General features: G+C 55.6%; 21 protein-coding genes. 15 read left to right on the top strand and 6 right to left on the bottom strand.

Annotated features, from left to right (window positions below; all coding sequences use genetic code 11):
* The first annotated feature begins 58 nt into the window (after positions 1–58).
* Together OUO13_RS11660 and OUO13_RS11655 are read left to right on the top strand one after the other, a co-directional pair.
* Positions 59–553: a hypothetical protein gene (locus OUO13_RS11660; RefSeq protein ID WP_283174064.1), complete on the top strand. Its 495-nt coding sequence runs from the start codon at positions 59–61 to the stop codon at positions 551–553.
* Positions 531–1,388 (top strand): hypothetical protein, encoded by an 858-nt coding sequence (locus OUO13_RS11655; RefSeq protein ID WP_283174063.1) that lies wholly within the window; start codon positions 531–533, stop codon positions 1,386–1,388. Before OUO13_RS11660 ends, OUO13_RS11655 begins: the two co-directional genes overlap by 23 nt.
* A 19-nt stretch (positions 1,389–1,407) precedes the next feature.
* On the opposite strand, the gene OUO13_RS11650 is transcribed toward OUO13_RS11655, so the two are convergent.
* Positions 1,408–3,255, bottom strand: coding sequence for a DUF885 family protein (locus tag OUO13_RS11650; RefSeq protein WP_283174062.1), 1,848 nt, complete (start codon positions 3,253–3,255; stop codon positions 1,408–1,410).
* A gap of 308 nt (positions 3,256–3,563) precedes the next feature.
* On the opposite strand from OUO13_RS11650, the gene OUO13_RS11645 reads away from it, so the two are divergent.
* The 11 genes from OUO13_RS11645 (at position 3,564) to OUO13_RS11595 (ending at position 12,859) form a co-directional block, all read left to right on the top strand.
* Positions 3,564–4,466: a DUF4892 domain-containing protein gene (locus OUO13_RS11645; RefSeq protein WP_283174061.1), complete on the top strand. Its 903-nt coding sequence runs from the start codon at positions 3,564–3,566 to the stop codon at positions 4,464–4,466.
* Positions 4,467–4,468: 2 nt separating this feature from the next.
* Positions 4,469–5,434 carry a patatin-like phospholipase family protein gene (locus tag OUO13_RS11640; protein WP_283174060.1) on the top strand — a complete coding sequence of 322 codons (966 nt, stop codon included), beginning with the start codon at positions 4,469–4,471 and terminating at the stop codon, positions 5,432–5,434.
* A 117-nt stretch (positions 5,435–5,551) separates the two neighbouring features.
* Entirely contained in the window at positions 5,552–6,466 is a 915-nt protein-coding gene (prmB, locus tag OUO13_RS11635) for a 50S ribosomal protein L3 N(5)-glutamine methyltransferase (RefSeq protein WP_283174059.1), read from the top strand.
* 59 nt (positions 6,467–6,525) lie between these two features.
* Positions 6,526–7,635 (top strand): chorismate synthase, encoded by a 1,110-nt coding sequence (gene aroC / locus OUO13_RS11630; protein WP_283174058.1) that lies wholly within the window; start codon positions 6,526–6,528, stop codon positions 7,633–7,635.
* A gap of 160 nt (positions 7,636–7,795) precedes the next feature.
* Positions 7,796–8,956: an MFS transporter gene (locus tag OUO13_RS11625; protein WP_283174057.1), complete on the top strand. Its 1,161-nt coding sequence runs from the start codon at positions 7,796–7,798 to the stop codon at positions 8,954–8,956.
* 68 nt (positions 8,957–9,024) lie between these two features.
* The gene (locus OUO13_RS11620) at positions 9,025–9,264 is read left to right on the top strand and encodes a DUF6489 family protein (RefSeq protein ID WP_283174056.1); all 240 of its coding nucleotides are present in this window, start codon (positions 9,025–9,027) and stop codon (positions 9,262–9,264) included.
* Between the two features lie 238 nt (positions 9,265–9,502).
* Complete coding sequence (locus OUO13_RS11615) at positions 9,503–9,898, top strand: phasin family protein (protein ID WP_283174055.1); 396 nt, start codon at positions 9,503–9,505, stop codon at positions 9,896–9,898.
* 78 nt (positions 9,899–9,976) lie between these two features.
* Complete coding sequence (locus OUO13_RS11610) at positions 9,977–11,776, top strand: PHA/PHB synthase family protein (RefSeq protein ID WP_283174054.1); 1,800 nt, start codon at positions 9,977–9,979, stop codon at positions 11,774–11,776.
* A 190-nt stretch (positions 11,777–11,966) separates the two neighbouring features.
* The gene (locus tag OUO13_RS11605) at positions 11,967–12,410 is read left to right on the top strand and encodes a hypothetical protein (RefSeq protein WP_283174053.1); all 444 of its coding nucleotides are present in this window, start codon (positions 11,967–11,969) and stop codon (positions 12,408–12,410) included.
* The gene (locus tag OUO13_RS11600; RefSeq protein WP_346429352.1) at positions 12,400–12,675 is read left to right on the top strand and encodes a YheU family protein; all 276 of its coding nucleotides are present in this window, start codon (positions 12,400–12,402) and stop codon (positions 12,673–12,675) included. Before OUO13_RS11605 ends, OUO13_RS11600 begins: the two co-directional genes overlap by 11 nt.
* A gap of 52 nt (positions 12,676–12,727) precedes the next feature.
* Entirely contained in the window at positions 12,728–12,859 is a 132-nt protein-coding gene (locus tag OUO13_RS11595) for a hypothetical protein (RefSeq protein ID WP_283174052.1), read from the top strand.
* 824 nt (positions 12,860–13,683) lie between these two features.
* Here OUO13_RS11595 and mnmC read toward each other — a convergent pair.
* Complete coding sequence (mnmC, locus tag OUO13_RS11590; RefSeq protein ID WP_283174051.1) at positions 13,684–15,699, bottom strand: bifunctional tRNA (5-methylaminomethyl-2-thiouridine)(34)-methyltransferase MnmC2/FAD-dependent 5-carboxymethylaminomethyl-2-thiouridine(34) oxidoreductase MnmC1; 2,016 nt, start codon at positions 15,697–15,699, stop codon at positions 13,684–13,686.
* A gap of 172 nt (positions 15,700–15,871) precedes the next feature.
* Between mnmC and OUO13_RS11585 the strand changes: the two genes are divergently transcribed.
* The gene (locus OUO13_RS11585) at positions 15,872–16,753 is read left to right on the top strand and encodes an AEC family transporter (protein WP_283174050.1); all 882 of its coding nucleotides are present in this window, start codon (positions 15,872–15,874) and stop codon (positions 16,751–16,753) included.
* Here OUO13_RS11585 and OUO13_RS11580 read toward each other — a convergent pair.
* Genes OUO13_RS11580 through OUO13_RS11565 form a run of 4 tightly spaced genes read right to left on the bottom strand, consistent with a single transcriptional unit; the run spans position 16,719 to position 18,930 of the window.
* Complete coding sequence (locus tag OUO13_RS11580) at positions 16,719–17,297, bottom strand: peptidylprolyl isomerase (protein ID WP_428982335.1); 579 nt, start codon at positions 17,295–17,297, stop codon at positions 16,719–16,721. The two genes, OUO13_RS11585 and OUO13_RS11580, sit on opposite strands and share 35 nt — an antisense overlap.
* Before the next feature lie 31 nt (positions 17,298–17,328).
* Complete coding sequence (locus OUO13_RS11575) at positions 17,329–17,985, bottom strand: TIGR04211 family SH3 domain-containing protein (RefSeq protein WP_283174049.1); 657 nt, start codon at positions 17,983–17,985, stop codon at positions 17,329–17,331.
* Between the two features lie 27 nt (positions 17,986–18,012).
* The gene (locus tag OUO13_RS11570; RefSeq protein WP_283174048.1) at positions 18,013–18,312 is read right to left on the bottom strand and encodes a YciI family protein; all 300 of its coding nucleotides are present in this window, start codon (positions 18,310–18,312) and stop codon (positions 18,013–18,015) included.
* A gap of 3 nt (positions 18,313–18,315) precedes the next feature.
* Entirely contained in the window at positions 18,316–18,930 is a 615-nt protein-coding gene (locus OUO13_RS11565) for a septation protein A (RefSeq protein WP_283174047.1), read from the bottom strand.
* A gap of 38 nt (positions 18,931–18,968) precedes the next feature.
* On the opposite strand from OUO13_RS11565, the gene OUO13_RS11560 reads away from it, so the two are divergent.
* On the top strand, positions 18,969–19,847 hold the full coding sequence (locus OUO13_RS11560) for a PHP domain-containing protein (RefSeq protein WP_283174046.1): 879 nt from the start codon (positions 18,969–18,971) through the stop codon (positions 19,845–19,847).
* The last annotated feature ends 80 nt before the right edge of the window (positions 19,848–19,927 follow it).

Below are 19,927 nucleotides of genomic sequence, written 5' to 3'. Positions count from 1 at the left end.
AGTTTGCAGTTGAGTACTCAACAACGTCTGCCACCGCAGACCAATGGAGGACCCGATTGTGAACAAGACCCCCGCATCCAACCTGACCCCAACTGCGGTTCCGCATGGGGACGATTCTGATAATCGCGGCAGCTGGTTCGACAGCCTTGGCCGTGATCCTCTGCATCCGGTATTGCCACGCCCTGGCTGCGGTTATTCCGTACTGGCCTGGGCCAATCGTTTTTTGCACCTCTACATAGACCAGCTGGCGCGTCAGAAACGTGCCGGTGATGTCACTGCGCTGATTCAGGTGCTGGAAGTATTTGCCTTGCTGGATCACCAGTCCGATGAGCGCAGTCGCCGTCGTGAAACCCAGGCCTATGAGGCACTGGCGGATCACTATGATCACTTGCGCAGTGAAGGCGTGGATGAGTCTCTGCTGGAAGCCTTTCAGCTGTTGTTGTTGCTGATGATCTCCATTGATCAGTTACGCAAACAAAGCACCCGCACCGGTTTTATGGTGAGTTACGCCAGTGTAGAGGAGTCTATTGATGCGCAATTACGTCATGCGTAAAGCTCTGTGCCGCGGCCTGCTCGGGCTGACGCTGGCAACTGTTTCTGGTGCTGCCATGGCGGTGGATGGTGTGTATTGGTCGCGTGATGTACCGGTATCTGCAAAGTCGGGCGACGGTACTGCGCTGACCATGTCGGAGCTGGAACTGACGTTGCCGATTCAACAGCTGGATGCCCGCGAAGATGGTTTCAGCAGTGCGTTTACGATTAACGAAACCCGGTTCGACTGGCAGGGAGCCACTGCTACTCAAAGTCCTTATTACTGGGTTGGTGTGCCGTTGCGTTATTACCAGTGGCGCAGCGCCCAGGATCAGCTGCGGATTCATCTGGAGCCGGGTCTGATGACCGATGGTGAAGTGACGGATACCAAAGCGCTGGGTGCCAATCTGTTATTGGCCTGGCGCAGCATGCCGCAGCGTGATTTCTTCTGGCAGCTGGGGCTGATGGTGGATCGCCGGTTTGGTGATTTCCGGCCGCGTCCAAATGCTGCCATTGCCTGGCATAGCGGCAACACCGAATTATTGCTGGGTTTCCCGGAAACCCGGCTGGAATACATGATTCAGACAGGCTGGCGCAGCTGGTTACGGGCAGCGCCGGATGGTGGTGTCTGGCGTGAACAACTGAGTGGGCAGACTGGCACTTACGAAGTGAATTATCGCAGCTGGCGTATGGGGCTTGGCTCAGGACTGGAGTGGCGCAGCGGTTGGTGGCTTGAGCTGGAAGCTGGCTTGCAGCGTGCTCGGCAGCTGGAGGCCACCGACGCTACGTTGGCATCGGTGAGTATCGAACCCAAGCCCAACCATTACTGGCGGGCCGGGTTGGCGTGGCGTTTCTGAATCAGAAACGCCGTTGCTGTTACGGTTGGGCGCTGACCCAGAGATCGAGCCATTCGTTGTAAAGCGAGGCTGGCAGTGCGCCCTGGGACAGGAAATCACTGCGCCAGCGGTTTGCATCAAACTTGCTACCCGCTTCGTCGGCCGCTTTTTCCTGCAGGTCCTCGATATTGTCGCGGGAAATGGCGGCAGCCGCGAAATAGGCCGGACGCTGCATGATGCGATCAATACGGGTCAGACAGTCAGCACGGTCGAGGAAGCTGTTGTCCTGGCAATAGGTCAGTGCCAGTTCACGGTTCCACTGGAACAGGTGAATACCGGTATCCAGTACCAGGTTCAGAGCTTCTTCGAGTTCGAGCAGAAACACACGGTTGGCTTCGGCGCTGTTCTGGTAACCGTTCAGGCTCAGTGCCAGTCGGGCGGCTACCGTTGGCCAGCCAGCCGGATAATCGTGCAGGGCGGATGTGCGCAGAAATTCAGGCAGACGGATGTTCTCTTGCGCCAAGGCGACTTGCAGGTGGCGACCTGGCAGGCTTTCGCGGTACAGATCCAGTGGCCAGCGCAGCACACCCGGCGGGTTATTTTTGTCGATCCAGTAGATACCCGGACGATTGATTTCCGCCAGAGGCTCCTGATACCAGGAGAACTCGCGCAGTTTGTCCTTGTTGCCCTGAATCACCAGTGGTGTTCCCGGCAGGTAGGCAAAGGCTTTTGGCAGCTGCTGGTTGACCTGTTGCAGACGGATACGAGCCTGGGTCAGGACGTCGTCCGGAGCACTGCGAGACGAGGCAACCCAGGCCCGCAGTTGTGGCGCGAACGGCACACCCGGATCGAGATTCAGCGCCTTGGTGATGTCTTTCTGCAAGGCGGTCAGTTCGCGTTTGCCCTGTTCATGTAATTCTTCAGCCGTTACCTGAGCACCAGCATCTGCCAGCCACAGGCGATAACAGGCATCCCCCCCCTGCAGCTGTTGCATGTTCTGGTCAGTCGGGGTCTTCAGCTCCTGCAGGTCAAAACGCATCTGGCGCAGCGCTGGCAGCATGTAGTTGAGCAGGGTGCTGCGGGCTTTTTCTTCTAGCAGGGCTTCGGATTGTGGATACAGGTTCAGGGCTCGCAGTTTGCCTTGCAGGTCGCGCCAGATACGGGATGGTGCCGCGCTGTCCGAGAACGGATACCCCGACAGCTGCTGGTCGAGTTGGGCAATGACTTCGCGGCGCGCACTATCGGGTGGCAGGATGGCCGCCGAGCGTGCTTCGACAATATTGGCTTGCCACTGGCTGAACAGGCCCGGAATAGCCGCGATGAGGTCAAGGTAATGGTGAAAGTCCTGAATGCTGTCGACCGGAGTACGCTCGAGCATATCAACCAGGGTGTGGTTCCAGCTGTTGGCATAACTGAACTGGTAGGTCTGCAGGCGGCATTGTTCCAGTTGCAACTGGCGGGTCAGCAGCAGCTGGAAAGCGTTGAAGTACAAACGCTGCTGCGGCGTCATATCGCTGACTTTCATTTCCTTGCTGCGCAGTTGCAGTTCGTTCAGCTGGGTGCGGTAACGCACACGTTCTTCCGGCCCGAGATCATCCCACATCTGATCCGGTGCCATGGCCAGACGACTGGCCAGTGCCGGGCTGTGATCAACACGCACTTGCCAATAGTCTTCGTAGAGCGCATTCAGGGCTTCACGGACGTTACGTGGTGGTAGTGCAGCCGGTGCGGCCTTGCTATTGGTGGTCGCCGCCGGAGTGGTACTGGCAGGGGCGGAAGTTGCCGTCGTCGGGCTGCTGTCGGTCTGGGGCTTGGGTTTGGCCTGGCAACCAGTCAGCAGGACAATACAGGTAAACAGGGATAACAGCAGTGGGTGACGCATCAACATGGAAGCAGGGTCCGGCGGACATCGTGTGGGATGCGCAGTGTAGCAATCGCGGCCAGCTCTGTTAACGGGGATAGTGTGTTTGTGGCGAGTGGTTCAGGGATGTTTTTGATCTTTTATAACAGTCTGGTCGAACAAGGGCTGGATATGACAAAAAAACGTCGCCGCAGATAACAAAGCCAGCTGTCGAGGACGTGTTACTCTTCAGGTATCGAGATGAAACCCGGATCGGCGACGGTGGTCGCAATAGTAAACGGGCGAGTGGTGCACAATCACCTTGATGGCACCGATGAATAGAACAGGGGATACCGGTGAATGTAATCAAATCTTGGCTTCTGATGGTGATGGCTGGACTGGTGTGGGCCAATACGGCGACCGCCGCCGTAGACCCCGCAACCGGAGTCAGCGAGCTGGGATCAGCGCGGATGCTGGAGCAAGAGCAGGATAATCGTCAGTACCGTTTGTTGCTGTCGGCACCGCGCAAGACGGTTGATCGTGTCACTACCAGTGACGAACGAGTGCTGGCTGCGAGTGTGTGGCGGCGGGTGTGGGAAGTGCCGGGGCGCCTGGAACTGAAAAATCTGAGCGCCAATGTACGCGCCGCTCTGGCAGCGGATGGTGGAGCCTCGGAGCTGTTTTCCTGTGCCGATTTATCCTGTGGTTCAAGCCATTACTGGGCCAATGATGTGTTTGGAAACGGCCGTCTGGTTGGCCGCGACAGTAGCCAGATGTATGCCGTGCTGGAGCTGGAAAACAGCACAAACGGTCGCCAGCTGGTGGTGCTCTATGCCAGTCATCGCGGGGCGCGCCAGACTGTGGTTGCGATGGATGTGATTAGCACCAGCGATAATCTGGATTCGGCTCGTATTGATGAAGAAACCATGACCCGTATTCTCGCCGACAGCGATGGCTGGTTGCCGGGCATGGTGGTGAAAGATGGCCAGCTGGATGTTGACGCCAGCAGCAGCCTGATTGCGGTGCTGAAACGTCTGCCAGACAGCAGCAAGCGGCGTTTGTACCTGCTGGTGCACTGTTATGACAGCAGCAATATGGAAGACAACCGGGTGTGTTCGCAGCGTCTGGCAGACCAGTTGCGCATGCAGACCTTTGATGGCAACACCCAATTGAACGTGGAAGGGCAGGCGGCGTTGGCACTGGCGCCGGGACGCAGTCTTGCGCCTGCCCTGCGATTTGTATTCTGGCCGGAGCGTTAGAAATGGATAGCGGCAAGTCTGCGGGCGTAAACAAAACGGTGGCGCTGGCGCTGGGCAGTGGTGGTGCCCGGGGCTACGCTCACATTGGAGTGCTGGATGCTCTGGAAGAGCGTGGTTATCGCGTTGCGGCGATCTCCGGTGCCTCCATGGGGGCTATTATTGGCGGTTTTTACTGCGCCGGAAAACTGCAGGAGTTCCGTAGTTGGGCCTGCACGCTCGGCTATCTCGATGTGTTACGCCTGATCGACGTGACCTTGTTGTCGAGTGGGGTCATTCGTGGTGATCGGGTGTTTGCGCTGCTGAGTGAATTTCTGGGCAGTGTGCAGATTGAAGACTTGCCGATTCCCTTTACGGCGGTGGCAACCGACCTGACCGCCCGCAAGGAAATCTGGTTCCAGAGTGGCAGCCTCGATACCGCCATGCGGGCGTCAGCAGCGATTCCCAGCGTTCTCAAACCGGTACATCACAATGGTCATGTGCTGGTGGATGGCGGGGTACTGAATCCGTTGCCGATTTCACCCTGTGTATCGGTCCATGCTGACCTGATCATGGCGGTGGATCTCAACGCTGATATCGCCATGCCGGACGACTTTGCCCTCGGTTCCGAGCAGGAAGAGCGGGAGGAAAAACAGGCCTGGCTGGAAAGCATTTTTGCCAAGGCCGGCAGCTGGTTTGACAAGGCCGACAGCAAACGTATCGCCACTAATACCGCGCGCCAGATCGACGAAAATATCGGCAAGTTCGAAATCATGAACAACATGCTGGAAACCATGCAGTTGTCGCTGACTCGCTTCAAAACCGCCGCTTATCCGCCGGATCTGATGATCAACCTGCCGATGACCTCGTGTGAGATGTACGAGTTTTATCGCGCCAGTGAAATGATCGCGCTCGGTTATCACATCGCCAACAAGGCACTGGATGCCTATGAAAGCGGTGGTGCCAGCCTGTACGGGCAACGGATGGGCTGATTCCAGCCCCGCTGCGGCCGGTTGTGTCGCTGCGGATATGCTGGATATGCAGCGGGTCTATTTGGTGTTTTCCCGGTCCAACAGTACACTGTGCCCTTTGTTTGACAGGCGTACCCGATGGATCTTCAACAACACGCGCTGGCTGCGGTAGATGAGCTGCTGACCTTGCAGGATCTGCTGCGCTGGACCGTCAGTCGTATGAACGAGGCTGACATCTATTTTGGCCATGGCACCGACAATTCCTGGGATGAAGCCCGGTTGCTGGTAACCCATGCGCTGTCGCTGCCATGGCAGCTCGACAACAGCTGGCTGTCGGCGCGTGTTACCCGTCCGGAACGGGAAGCAGTGCTGGCGCTGGTGACTGAACGCATCCAGAAACGGGTGCCAGCGCCATACCTGATTGGTGAAGCCTGGTTCTGTGGTCTGCCGTTTGTGGTCGACGAACGTGTGCTGATTCCACGATCACCGATTGGTGAAATGATCGAGCTGGGCTTTGCTACCTGGTGGAAAGGCCTGGAAGCGCCACAGCGTATTCTCGATCTGTGCACCGGCTCAGGCTGTATTGGTATCGCCTGTGCAAAACACTTCGAAGACGCCGAAGTCGAGTTGCTGGATATTTCAGCGGAAGCGCTGGAAGTGGCCGATGAAAACATCCAGCGGTTCGAGCTGGAAGATCGTGTGGTGGCGCTGCAGTCAGACCTGTTCAGTGCCGCCGATGGCCGGTACGACCTGATTGTTTCCAATCCGCCGTATGTTGATGCCTACGATATGTCGACCCTGCCGGAGGAATACCATCACGAACCGGAACTGGCCCTGGCGGCCGGTGAAGATGGTCTGGATCTGGTGCGTCGTATGCTGGCCGAAGCCCGTGACTACCTGACCGACGACGGTCTGCTGGTGGTTGAAGTGGGCAACAGCTGGCCGGCGCTGGTTGAAGCCTATCCGCAGTTGCCGTTTGTGTGGCCGGAATTCGAACGTGGTGGCCACGGTGTATTTGTTCTGCAGGCGCGTGATCTCGATCTGCTGAAGTGAATTGATTAACCCGGACCCGGTGAGTGCCGACGTCCCTGTGTTCCCGAGTGATAAAAACTATGGCTGGAAATAGCATCGGAAAAAACTTCATCGTCACCACCTTTGGTGAAAGTCACGGTCTGGCACTGGGGGCGATTGTTGACGGTTGCCCACCAGGGATCGAACTCACCGAGGCTGACCTGCAGCTGGATCTGGATCGCCGCAAGCCGGGCACTTCCCGCTACACCACCCAGCGTCGTGAAGACGACGTGGTGAAGATCCTGTCGGGTGTGTTTGAAGGCAAAACCACCGGTACTTCCATTGGCCTGCTGATCGAAAACACCGACCAGCGTTCCAGGGATTACGCCAACATCGCTGCGACTTTCCGTCCGGCTCACGCGGATTACACCTACACCCAGAAATACGGTTTCCGTGATTACCGTGGTGGCGGTCGTTCCTCTGCCCGTGAAACCGCCATGCGCGTAGCCGCGGGTGCTATCGCCAAGAAAGTGCTGGCTGCCAAGGGTATTCAGGTGCGTGGTTACCTGTCGCAGCTGGGCCCGATCAGCATTGATATGGCCAACTTCGATTGGGATCAGGTTGAGCAGAACCCGTTCTTCTGTCCGGATGCCAGCAAGGTGGCCGAGATGGAAACCTACATGGAAGCCCTGCGTCGCGAAGGCAACTCCGTGGGGGCCCGTATTTCTGTGGTCGCCAGCGGCCTGATGCCGGGTCTGGGTGAGCCGGTTTTCGACCGTCTGGATGCTGATCTGGCCCATGCCCTGATGAGCATCAATGCCGTCAAGGGTGTCGAAATTGGTGATGGTTTTGCCGTGGTGTCCCAGAAGGGCAGTGAACATCGTGACGAAATGACCCCGGAAGGTTTCCTCAGCAACCATGCGGGCGGCATCCTGGGTGGTATTTCCACCGGTCAGGACGTGATTGCCCATATCGCGCTGAAACCGACCTCCAGCCTCGTGATTCCAGGGCGTTCTATCGACGTCGATGGCAACCCGATTGAGGTGGTCACCAAAGGTCGTCACGATCCTTGTGTGGGCATTCGTGCAACTCCGATTGCGGAAGCCATGATGGCGATTGTGCTGCTCGACCACCTGGTGCGTCACCGCGGCCAGAACGCCGATGTACAGTGCAATACCCCGGTGATTGCTGGTCTGGCGCCACAGGCCTGATCGGCGACGGTTATTGCCCGAACTCTGCAGAAATCTTCAGAAGGCCGTGGTTAACCCCACGGCCTTTTGTTTTTTGTCGCTCTGTTTTTACCGGCCTGTAGTTCCGCCCCTGCAATGTCCTGTTATTCTCAACAGGTAAGTGGTTGTCTGGCTGTGTTGCATGAGTGAATTCTCTCCGGCTTTTCCCAAGAGCCGTTTGTCGCTGTTTTACGCCCTGTTTTTTGCGCTCACCGGCTGCATCATGCCGTTCTGGGGGCTTTACCTGCAGCACCTCGGCTTTGGCGCCGATGAAATCGGTGCGCTGATTGCGTCCTTCTCTGGTGTGCGGATTTTTGCCCCTAATGTCTGGGCCTGGTTTGGTCAGCGCCTCGATAGCCCGTTACAGATGGTACGAGCGGCCGGAGTCCTGACGGCGATCTGTTTTTCGGCGATCTGGATTGCAGATGGCTTCTGGCAGGTGCTGGGGGTGATGGCTCTGTATGGCTTTTTCTGGTCTGCGACCTTGCCGCAATATGAAGTATTAACCATGCGGCTGATCAATAACTGTCTTGAGCAGTACAGCCGTATCCGTCTGTGGGGATCAATCGGATTTGTGGTTGCAGTGGTGGTGATTGGCTGGTTGCTGGATTACATCAGTATTCGCTGGTTGCCAGTGGTTATGTTGTTGTTAATGCTGGGAATTCTGCTGAACAGTTTCGGTATTCCGGATCAACGTAGAGAACGTAAGTTATCCCATGCCCGATTATCAATATTCCCATTATTGAAAGAACCGGCGGTGCTGGCATTTATTGCAGTCAATTTCCTGTTGCAGGTTAGCCACGGGCCTTATTACACATTTTTCTCCATATATATGCAGGAGCTGCAATACAGTGGTGCGGCCATTGGCGGATTGTGGGCACTGGGTGTCATCGCGGAAGTGGTGTTGTTCTGGAAGATCGGATTTTTTCTGCGTCAGGCTTCGCTGCGTCGCTGGTTGTTACTGAGTCTGGTGCTCACCAGTGTTCGCTGGTCGATGGTTGCGTTGTTCCCCGACAGTCTGTTGTTAATGCTGGTGGCGCAATTGTTCCATGCCTTCAGTTTTGCCATGCTGCATGCTGTGTGCATTCGTTATGTGCCCGTTCTGTTCCCGGACAGCCTGCAAGGGCAGGGACAGGCGCTGTACTCCAGTGTCGGGTTTGGTCTGGGTGGTGCGCTGGGCGCATGGGGCAGCGGTCATCTGTGGGCGCTGGGCGGTTTGCCAGTATTCATGCTGGCTGCTGGCGCATCCGTGCTGGCTCTGCTGGTGGCCTGGGCTGGTTTGAAGAACGTTGCTACAACGTAAGTGTTTACAGGCAGTAACTTGCAGCTGTGCCGGGCACAGCTGTCCATTCATCAAAAAAGGATCGAGACATGCAAATCAACGTAACGTTTGATCTGACCCCGGAAGAGTTTCGTCGAGTGATGGGCTTGCCGGATGTGCAGCAGTTTCAGCAAGAACTGTTTAACCAGATGCTGGAAAAAATGAAGTCGGGTGAAGAAGGTTATGACCCGATGGCGCTGTATCAACCCCTGATTGCCGAAAGCATGAATGCCATGGGGCAGTTTCAGCAGGTGATGTTGAACATGATGTCAGGAAAATCTTCAAAATAACTAACGTATGTTAGAATCTAACGGTCGTTTCAGGTCAAATCGAGCCATATAAATGGTAAAACTCCGCCAATAAACTGACATTTGGCCGCCAATTTATATGGCCTGAAATATGGAATGTGATCTTGGGCAACAAAGTGAGTCAATTCCCTTATTTTGTCATTCAAGTGTCAAACGGACCGGCGTATTATGGTTTTCAGCAGATATTGCTAACCACCATTGTTTTGAAGGAGCTAAAACCATGCAAGATACCATTCTGACTGCTTTCACCGAACAGGCCAAAACCATGTACGCCCCAATGGCCAAGTTCAACAGTCTGTTCGTTGAGAACATGGAAAAGATGACTGATTTCCAACTGAACGCCATCAAGAGCTATGCCGAGATGGGTCTGGATCAGATGAAAAAAGCATCCGACATCAAGGACGCAGAATCCATGCGTTCCTTCACCTCTGCCCAGGCTGAAGCAGCCAGCGCCCTGAACAAGAAGATCATGGAAGATGCCAAGACCTTCTCCGACATGGCTCTGGAATTCAAAGCCCAGGTAGAATCCATTATGGAAGAAGCTCGCACTACTGCTGCGACTACTGCCACTACCGCCAAGCCAGCGACCAAAACAACTGCCAAAACCGCTGCCTGATTGCTGTTACAGAATTCCTGAGGGCCACCTATGGTGGCCTTTTTTGATTTACGTCTGAACAACAGGTAACGAATGACTATGCCCAAGGAAAATTTTGAAGTTGCCGTTGGCGACTTTTACGAGATGTCGGGCCGCCTGGCAGAACATTACGGTCGCTTCTGGGAGAAAGTAGTAACCCAGCCAAGCTCAGCTGAAGACCCATCAGCATCCGTACTGGCAGATTTTTCTGTTGCCATGCGTGAAGTTGGCGCCGCCATGCTGGAAAACCCGAATAAACTGATTTCAGACCAGATGGATCTGATGCGCCAGCAGCAGGAACTTTACCAGAACACTGTCCTGCGTTTTCTCGGCAAGCATCCTGATCCGGTGGTTCAACCAGACCCTTCAGACAAGCGCTTCAAGAGCGATGAGTGGTCTGAGAACCCTGTATTCGATTTCATCAAACAACTGTATCTGATTCAGGGCAATTCCCTGATGAAGATGATCCAGGACACCGATGGTTTGAGTGATCACACTCGCCAGAAAGTGGAATACTTTGTTCGTCAGTACGTGAATGCTCTGGCTCCGACCAACTTCCCGTCACTGAATCCTGAAGTGATCCGCAAGACCTTTGAAACCGGTGGCTCCAACCTGGCAACCGGTATGGAACAGCTGATGAAAGACATGGACGGCAGTGCACGTGGTGCCCTGAACGTGGCCATGACCGACACCAGTGCTTTCCGCGTGGGTGAAAACGTGGCGGTAACCCCTGGCAAGGTGGTTTATCAGAACGACATCATGCAGCTGATCCAGTACAGCCCAAGCACTGAAACGACGTTCAAACGTCCGCTGCTGGTGATTCCACCGTTCATCAACAAGTACTACATCCTCGACCTGCGTCCAGACAATTCATTCCTGAAATGGCTTGTAGATCAAGGACATACCGTGTTCTGCATCTCTTGGGTCAATGCTGGTCCGGAACTGCGTAACAAGGGCTTTGATGATTACATGCTGGAAGGCCCGATTGCTGCTATTGATGCCATCGAAAAAGCCACCGGCGAGAAAGAAGTCAACGCAATCGGCTACTGCGTAGGCGGTACCCTGCTGGCGTCGACCATGGCGTACCTGAAGAAGAAAAAGAAAACCTCCATCCAGTCAGCCACCTTCCTGACCACCTTGCTGGATTTCTCTCAGCCTGGCGAGATTGGTGTTTTCATCAACGATACTGCTATTACCGCGCTTGAAAAGCAAATGGACATGCTCGGCTACTACGATGGCCGCCAGATGTCGTTCAGCTTTAATACCCTGCGTGAGAACGACCTGTTCTGGTCTTTCTTCGTGAATAACTACCTGATGGGTGAGCGTCCAGCGGCGTTTGACCTGTTGTACTGGAACACTGACAGCACCAACCTGCCTGCTGCCATGCACAGTTTCTACCTGCGCAACATGTACCTGTACAACAAGCTGATTGCCAAGGATGAACTGGAACTGGATGGCGTGAAGCTGGATCTGCGCAAGGTTGATGCGCCGACCTATTTCATCTCCTGTGCCCAGGACCACATTGCCCTGTGGAAAGGCACCTACACTGGCGCTACCGTTATGGGTGGCAAGCCACGTTTTGTGCTGGGTGGTTCCGGTCACATCGCCGGTATCGTTAACCCGCCACACAAGAAAAAGTACGGCTTCTGGACCAACGATGCGCTGCCTTCCGAGGCAGACGAATGGTACCAGGGCGCCCAGTTCAACGAAGGTTCCTGGTGGACCGACTGGCAGAAGTGGGTGGTACAACAGGGCGGTGCGGAAGCGATTCCTGCCCGTCAGCCAGGCAGCGAGCTGCTGCCAGCCATCGAAGATGCGCCAGGCGCCTATGTGCGTCGTCGTATCGGCGAAGCGGGCTGATTATCCTTGCTCTGAGAAACGGCGCTTCGGCGCCGTTTTTTATGGGCGCTCACTGGCCACTGATTTATCAACGTCAGGGAGTGTCGGACGTTTGACGTTCCGCTACTCTGTTATCTTGCCCCGGCGGCCGGTTTGGTTATCATTGGGCGACTGAATCACCGGGGTACGGTGATACTCACAGGAATCATCAGTGACACATTTCGATCAGGAATCCATCGTCTACGGCATCATTCGCCATGTACCGGGTACAAAGGAAGCCGTTGCCAGAGCCCAGCGTCGGGTGAACTGGGCGGCTATCCAGGATTTGCCCGCTGGCGTGGATGATGAATGGAGCTTGCTGTGTCGTGAAATGTTCTCGATGCCCGGAGATCATATTTTCTCGGGCACCTATCAAACCCAGATCATTCACTTCGCGGCTTCCTATCGTGCTGTTGAATACGAGTGGGAATCCTGGCTGCGTCAGTTTGAAACCCTGCTAAAAAGCATGTACTGGGTATCTGCCACGGTGCATCTGGAAACCGAGCTGTCGGGCAAACATACCTTCAGCTGGTCTGCAGAACGTGGCCACGCACCGTCTGATGCCGAATTGCGCATGTGTTGTGAATGGGAGCGGGAGGCTGGTCTTGTCTTATGATGAAGCGCCCCGTGAGGGCGTTCTGGTGATCCCGTGGGACCGTCTTGGTGCGGAAACCCTGGACGCCATTATTCTTGAATACGTTTTGCGAGAAGGCACTGACTACGGTGAACAGGAAATCAGCCTGGCCGGGAAAAAGTCAGATGTTTTACGTCAGCTCCAAAACGGTTCCGCAAAGTTGCTATTTGACCCTGTTGAAAACAGCTGCCACATTGAATTGACACATACGTTGGTTCAACAGGGGTGGCGTGATGAACGATCTTGATCGGCAACGACTCCGCCGCCGCCTGGCTGCAGCAGTCAAGGAGATCGACGAGATGAAAGCACAGCTGCGCGAAGTGCGCGTAGCCTGTGAAAGTCTCGCTGTAGTCATGCGCCAGATTCGCGAGGAGTCCCGCCATGCCATGCAGCTGGCTGAACGTCGCCGCCGTCTGAAGCGGATTATCTGAAACTCCCTTCTTCACCCGGAATGCCCTGCCGCATCAGCGGCAGGCTTCGGTAGTCAGTACTTTCTGTTCCTGTCTTGCCTGGTTGCTGGCCTCATTTGCTCCTGTCTGGTCTGATGTCTTAACACGCAGTGATGTTGTGGCATTGCTATGTAAGAGTGACTGCGCCCATTCAATTCACATGGCCTGTAAAGAGACCTCGCGGAAGCCGTTTTGAGCTGTTTGGGGCTTGTGGTCGGTATGTTGCGTGCTTTGTTGCTTTGCGCGACTGCAAACTCTTCCTGTGAGCCTGGAGATCACCTGCGCCGGTGGCTGTTATCTTCTGACTCAATCGTATGAGGTATTTCACCACTGGCATTCAAGGCTTCGGCGTGAGGCTTCGGTGTGAGGCTTCGGACTGATGCTTCGGACTGAGGCTTCGGACTGAGGCTTCAAAGGGAGGGGGCTGGCATGACAGAGGGAGTCATCGGGTGCTAGGGACACTCTGGAAAACTCTGCCCAGCTCTGCGCGAGTGCTGCAGTGCGTGTGAGCAAGGCGGCGAACGCAGCGAAATGACGAACCAACCTGGCCGGGTCCTTTTCAAGTTCGCCAACACCGCTCAAACGTGCTGCAGCCCGCGCCCTGCGGGGCTTTCGGGATGGTGCTTACATGCTGCCTTCATCCGGCTGCCGGTAGGTGAGCCATCACTGCCGATTCGTGATTTGGCACCATCTCCATAAGCCAGAGCGGGTAACGGGTTTTGCAGAGGGTCCCTAGATTGGTCCGAAAAGACAGAAATATATATTCGAGGAACAATATGGCGACATTTCTGTCGCCATATATCTATTCAGAATTGTGACAGTTTTTTACGAATTATATCGCGTAATAAAAATCGTCCAGGCCACAGGGCTTCAATAACGCGTTCACTGATCGGACGTGCACTTCCGGTGATATCCGCCGCCAATATGGCAGCACACAGCGGGGTTGATGCGAGCCCGCGGGAGCCGTGACCGATATTCAGCCACAGTCCCGGCAGTGTTGGAGCCTCAATGGCAGGAATCTTACGAGCGTTAGAACCGAGAATGCCAAACTTTTGTACAAAATCTGATCGATTTGGCACGCTGCCGACCATCGGAAGGTAGTCTGGAGTGGTGCAACGGAAGCTGGTTCGGCCGCCAATGACCCGAAAATTATGACGACTGTTATAGAAATCGGGCCCAAAATCTAACATGTGTTTCAAATTTTGCTCGTGATCGGCCTCTCGAACCTCTTCGCAGAAGTCATTCTGGTGGTAAGTAGCCCCCACCACGACCTGATTATCCAGCGCCGGAGCGGTGTAGGTCTCGCCACACAGTACGGTATTGATTTTCGGGACACTGGCAGCATCCAGCAGGGTGATTTGACCCCGAATGGATTTGATCGGCAGGTAGGCATCCGGTAGCAACTTGCGGGCATCATAGGCTGTAGCAATCACAACTTGCGGGTAAGTAACCACTTCGCCATCAGCCATTTGCAACTGCCATTGTGATTCTTCTGTCTGGTATTGCAGCTGCTCGACCTTGCGAATCAGCACGCGGATGGCGGGGTGTTCCAGCAGTTGCTGACAAAAACGTGCCGGGCTGACCCAGCCCGCCGCAGGGAAAAACAGGCCGCTGCCATTTTGGGCGGTGCCACTGACCGAGGTGGCAGTCTGCGCATCCAGTGGCTGGATCAGACTGGCTGGCAGGGAGCTGACTTCCATAAAGCGTTGCTGGCGTTTTTCTTCCGCTTCGTTCATCGCCTGTTGCAGAACACCGCAGTTATCCCACAGCTGTGTATCCGTTCTGGCGGCGAGTTGGTGCATCAGCCGCAGGCTGGCCTGAAACGCTGCCAGGTAAAATTCGCTGTGAGTGGCGTTTTCCGATGCCGCCAGTTTGATATACAGACCGCCCTGCGGGTTGCCCGATGCTCCGCTGGCAATGCCTTTGGCATCAAAGACATCTACTGCATACCCTTGAGCAGCCAGTGCAGCGGCGGTGGTTGCTCCGGCCATACCAGCACCAATCACGGCGATACGACGGCGGGTATCCGGTGCTTGCGGTACTAACCATGGCCGAACCTGGCTCAGCAGCGCGGGTTCCGGTCCTGCGTAGAGTTCAAAGCGGCCACCCAGCATTTCCCACTTCCGACCGAATCCCTGCAAACGTTTCACTCTGAATCCGGCGCCTTTTAAGCCCCGACGCACGATTCCTGCGGTGCTGAATGAGGCGGCGGTGGTTTCGCCCAGCAGTCGTGGATGACGCAGGCTGATGCGACGGATATTGCGGAACAGGCTGTCGGACCACATTTCCGGGTTGCGAGCGGGGGCAAAACCATCCAGATACCAGGCATGTACCGGGCCCGACAGATCATTCATGACCTCACTGACATCACCGATGATCAGGGTCAGGCGGACACGCTGTTCTGGCCATTCCATATGATGGAAACCCGGGATTGCATCCGGGTACTGTTGCAGCAATTGTTCGGTGTATTCGGCCAGCTCTGGCCACAGCGCCATGGCTTGTGCCAGTTGTTGGGCCGACAACGGGAATTTCTCGATGCTGGTGAAATGTAACCAGCTGTCGGTACTGGCTTCACGGGCAAAGGCCTGCCAGGTCATCAGGAAGTTGAGGCCTGTACCAAAGCCGGTTTCGACGATACAGAAAGGCCCTTGCCAGTGGTGCCAGCGCTGCGGCAGACCACTGTTCTGCAAAAATACGTGGCGGCTTTCTTCGAGGCCGTTATCCACCGAGAAATACGGATCATCAAACTCGCGGGAAACGGGCTGGCCATCATCGCGCCAGATCAGGTCGGGATTGCGGACGGTTTCGGAGTGTTGGGTCACGTGGCTGTCTCGAGGAAAAAGCGCAGTCTACCTCGTTGCGGCAGGGCAAACGAGTCTTTGCCCGGTTCTGGCTGGAGCGCTGATAAAAGCGGAAACATAGCCTTCCATGGCAGAGAGTAATGGCTCAGCTATCACTCACGACTTTCTGTCGGTGAGCCCCTACAATTGGCGCATGCTATATAACATCTTCTCCATCATGGCTCCGGTGCTGATTTGTGCCACGGCCGGTTTTTTCTGGGCGCGTAAAGGTTATGCCTTTGACGCGGAATTCGTCTCGCGCCTGGTTATCAACATCGGTGCACCCTGTCTGATGCTCAGCACCCTGAGTTCCGTGCAGCTGGACTTCGAAGCCTTCAAGCGTACGGCGATGGCCTGTGTACTGGTCGCAGTGGTGATGACGGCGCTGGGCGTTATGGTGCCGCGTTTGCTGGGGCAGGATGTGCGCGCCTATTTGCCATCGTTCGTGTTTCCCAACGTCGGCAATATGGGTCTGCCGATTTGTATGCTGGCCTTTGGCGATCACGGTCTGGCACTTGGGCTGGCATTTTTTATGGTGCTGTCGATTGCCCATTTTCCGGTCGCAACCCTGATGGCGGGCGGCAAGGAGGCCGGTGGTCTGGGAGCCGTAGCGCGGATGCCCATGTTGTATGTGGTGCTGCTGGCGATTGTGATGCTGTGGCAGGAATGGCATTTGCCGGTGCCGGTTGCCAACTCGGTGCGCTTATTGGGTGGTATGGCGATTCCACTGATGTTGCTGGCCTTGGGTGTATCGCTGGCGCGGCTGAAAGTGAATCAATGGCGACAGGCGCTGCTGTACAGTGCTTTACGAATTGGTGGTGGATTGCTGGCCGGTCTGGCAGCTTGTGCGTTGCTGGGCCTGGAAGGCAGTGAGCGGGGAGTGGTGCTGTTACAGGCGTCGATGCCGGTGGCGGTATTCAATTACCTGTTTGCGGAACGTTACCGGCGCCAGCCTGAGGCGGTCGCCGGTCTCGTCGTGATGTCGACACTGATGTCGTTTGTTACTTTGCCGGTGTTGCTGTGGTGGCTTCTGTAAGCACCTGAACATGTTTCAGGACCACAGGTTTGACCGGCTGGTCACCTGGGCGGGTTTGCACGCCGGCAATGGCATCTACTACATCCATTCCGGATGTTACCTTGCCAAACACCGCGTAACCGAAGTCACGGGTGCCGTGATCCAGAAAACGGTTATCGACCACGTTGATGAAAAACTGGCTGGTAGCACTGTTCGGATTGCTGGTGCGGGCCATGGCAATGGTGCCACGCAGATTGCTCAAACCGTTATCCGCTTCGTTCTTGATCGGAGGTAACGTGGCTTTCTGGCGCATGTTGGTGTCGTAACCGCCGCCCTGAATCATGAAACCGGCAATTACCCGGTGAAACAGGGTCTGGTTGTACTGGTCACTTTTTACATAGGTCAGAAAGTTGTCGACGCTGACCGGAGCCTTGTCGCGATCCAGAGACAGATCGATATTCCCCATATTGGTTTCCAGCCGAACCAGTACCGGTTCAGCCTGGCTGAGCGGGCTGAAGGTCGCCAGTCCAGCCATCAGTACATATGCAAATCCTGCCAGTTTCATCGAGTTGCTCCTGCAATGGCCGTCCGGGTCATCAGACCCAGCCGGAAGAACGTTGACGTCCACGCATGGATGGAATCACCATGCCCGCAAAAATACCCACCAGAATCAGACCACCACCGTAAATCATGAAGTTGGTTTTGCCATCTTCACGCAGACGCTGGTTTTCGGTGCGCAGTGCCTCGACCTGGATTTCCAGCTCCTGGTTGGTCATGGTCAGCTTCTTGTTCTTGTCGTCGATTGCAACGACGTTGCCTGACAAGGCCTTGAGCTGTTCCAGTTCTGCTGCGGTTGCAGCAGCAGCAGTCTTGAAGGCTTCGTATTCTTTGGTGATGTCCGCCAGTCTGGTTTCGGTTTCGGTCAGACGGGCACCAATTTCTGCCGAGGCATTGGCACCAGAGCGAGGAATGGTGTTGGTGATGAACTGCGATAACACCCAGCCTTCGTTGCCTTTGTCGCTGCGAACACGGGTAAAACCACGGGCCTTGTCTTCTTCCAGCATGGTGATGCGGTCACCGGTTTTCAGGGTTTGCAGGATACGGTACTGGCTGCTTGGGCCAGTGCGCAGTTGCACCCAGACGGTATCGGTAACGTAACGTGTTTCACCCGCCGGGGGAGCTGCGTTTTCAGGGGCGGCCATTACTGGGCCAGCCAGGGCAACACATGCCAGCACAGGGATCAGAAATTTCACAACGGACTCCAGAACTGAACCTTGGGCTCAGGGCAGTACTTTTTTGTAGGGTTTGACCACAACCTGTTCGTAAACACCAGCTTCCAGATATGGATCGGCATCGGCCCAGGCACGGGCGTCGTCAAGGGAGGCAAATTCGGCAACCACCAGGCTGCCAGTAAAACCGGCACTGCCCGGATCTTCACTGTCGATGGCCGGGTGTGGGCCAGCAATCAGCAGGCGACCGGCATCTGCCAGAGCTTTCAGTCGCTCAAGGTGAGCCGGACGAACTGCCAGACGGGTTTCCAGGGTGCCAGGGGCGTCCTGACTCATGATTGCGTACCACATGGTTTAGCGTTCCTCGTGATTATCCGGATTAATATGACGGTACAGGAAAACAGACTGTGCCAGTACAAACAGCACGGTCAGTCCCAGCAGGCCAAACAGTTTGAAGTTGACCCAGATTTCCTCTGAAAAGTTGTAAGCCACCAGCAGGTTGGCTACACCGCTGACCACAAAATACGCGGTCCAGGCATGATTCAGTTGTACCCATACTTTCGCAGGCAGCATCAGGTTCTGCCCCATCATACGTTCCAGCACGGTTTTGCCGGTGATCAGCCAGGTTCCGAAGAAACCGGCAGCAAACAGCCAGTTCACCACGGTCGGTTTCCACTGGATAAAGGTCTTGTCTTGCAGGATTACGGTGGCACCACCCATAACAACCACGAGGGCGAGGGTCACCAGATGCATGGTTTCCACTTTGCCGGTACTGATACGAGCATAGAGGATCTGCAAAATCGTCGCCGGGATCAGCACCGCAGTGGCCAGAATGATCGGTTGCATGGCGGCCACGCTGCTGTATTGCTCAGCACTGAGCATGGGTTCAAGCATAGGCACCAGCTGGGGTGCAAACTTGTAAACCAGGAAAAACACCACTATGGGCAGGAAATCAAGAATCAGCTTCATTCGCTTGTGCGTCTTTGAACCATTACAATGGCGGGATTATGGCCGAACCAAAACAGGGCGTCCACGTGAACTCCGATATTGATCTGCATTGCCATTCCACTGCCTCTGATGGGCACTTTCCTGCGGCTGAGCTGATTGATCGGGCGGCTGAACGGGGAATCCGTACTTTGGCCATTACCGACCACGATACCGTCGACGGGTTCCGTCAGGGGCGTGAGGCTGCAGCAGCCAAAGGTGTCCGCCTGATTTCCGGCATTGAGCTGTCAACCGTGTGGGGCGGAGTGTCCGTCCACATGGTCGGTCTGAACTTTGATCCGGACAGCGACGCCATGCGTGGTGCTGAGCAGCATCAGAATCAGGTACGGGCTGAACGCGGCAAGCTGATTGCCGAACGGGTCAGCAAACGCCTGCGTCATGACATTCCGTTTGCCGACATTGTTGATCTGGCTGGTGGTCGCGCCGAGCAGGTCGGTCGGCCACATTTTGCCCGTTATATGGTGGAACGTCAGCTGGTGCCTTCGATGGCCGTCGCATTTAGCAAATATCTGGGCGCGGGCAAGGTCGGTGACGTCAAGACCGGCTGGCCAACGCTGGTTGAAGCCGCGCGTTGGGTACGTGCCGGAGGTGGTATTCCGGTGCTGGCACACGCCCATATGTACAAGATGACTCGCACCAAGTTGCGTGCGTGCATCAGTGATTTTCGTGAGGCAGGCGGGATAGGGCTCGAAGTTGCCTACGGTCAGATGGACAATGGGCAGAGAAACCAGATGGCAGATCTGTGTCGGGAGTTCCATTTGTATGGCTCCTGTGGCAGTGACTATCATGGCCCCAATCGTTATGGACTGGAGTTGGGCGTGATGCCGGCGTTTCCGGCAGATGTTCGACCCGTTTGGTCGCTGTGGCGACCACAAGCCTGACTCCGACTGGCGGTAGCAGCGGCGGCTGTACCGACAGATCTTCTTACGCTGAGTGCAGCTGCAGGCTGCTATAGGATCCA

The sequence above is a fragment of the Parathalassolituus penaei genome (genome assembly GCF_026626885.1).
Lineage (GTDB): Bacteria > Pseudomonadota > Gammaproteobacteria > Pseudomonadales > Oceanobacteraceae > Oceanobacter > Oceanobacter penaei.
Note: the sequence above shows the minus strand (reverse complement) of the source record. Positions and strands in the feature narration are given on the sequence as shown.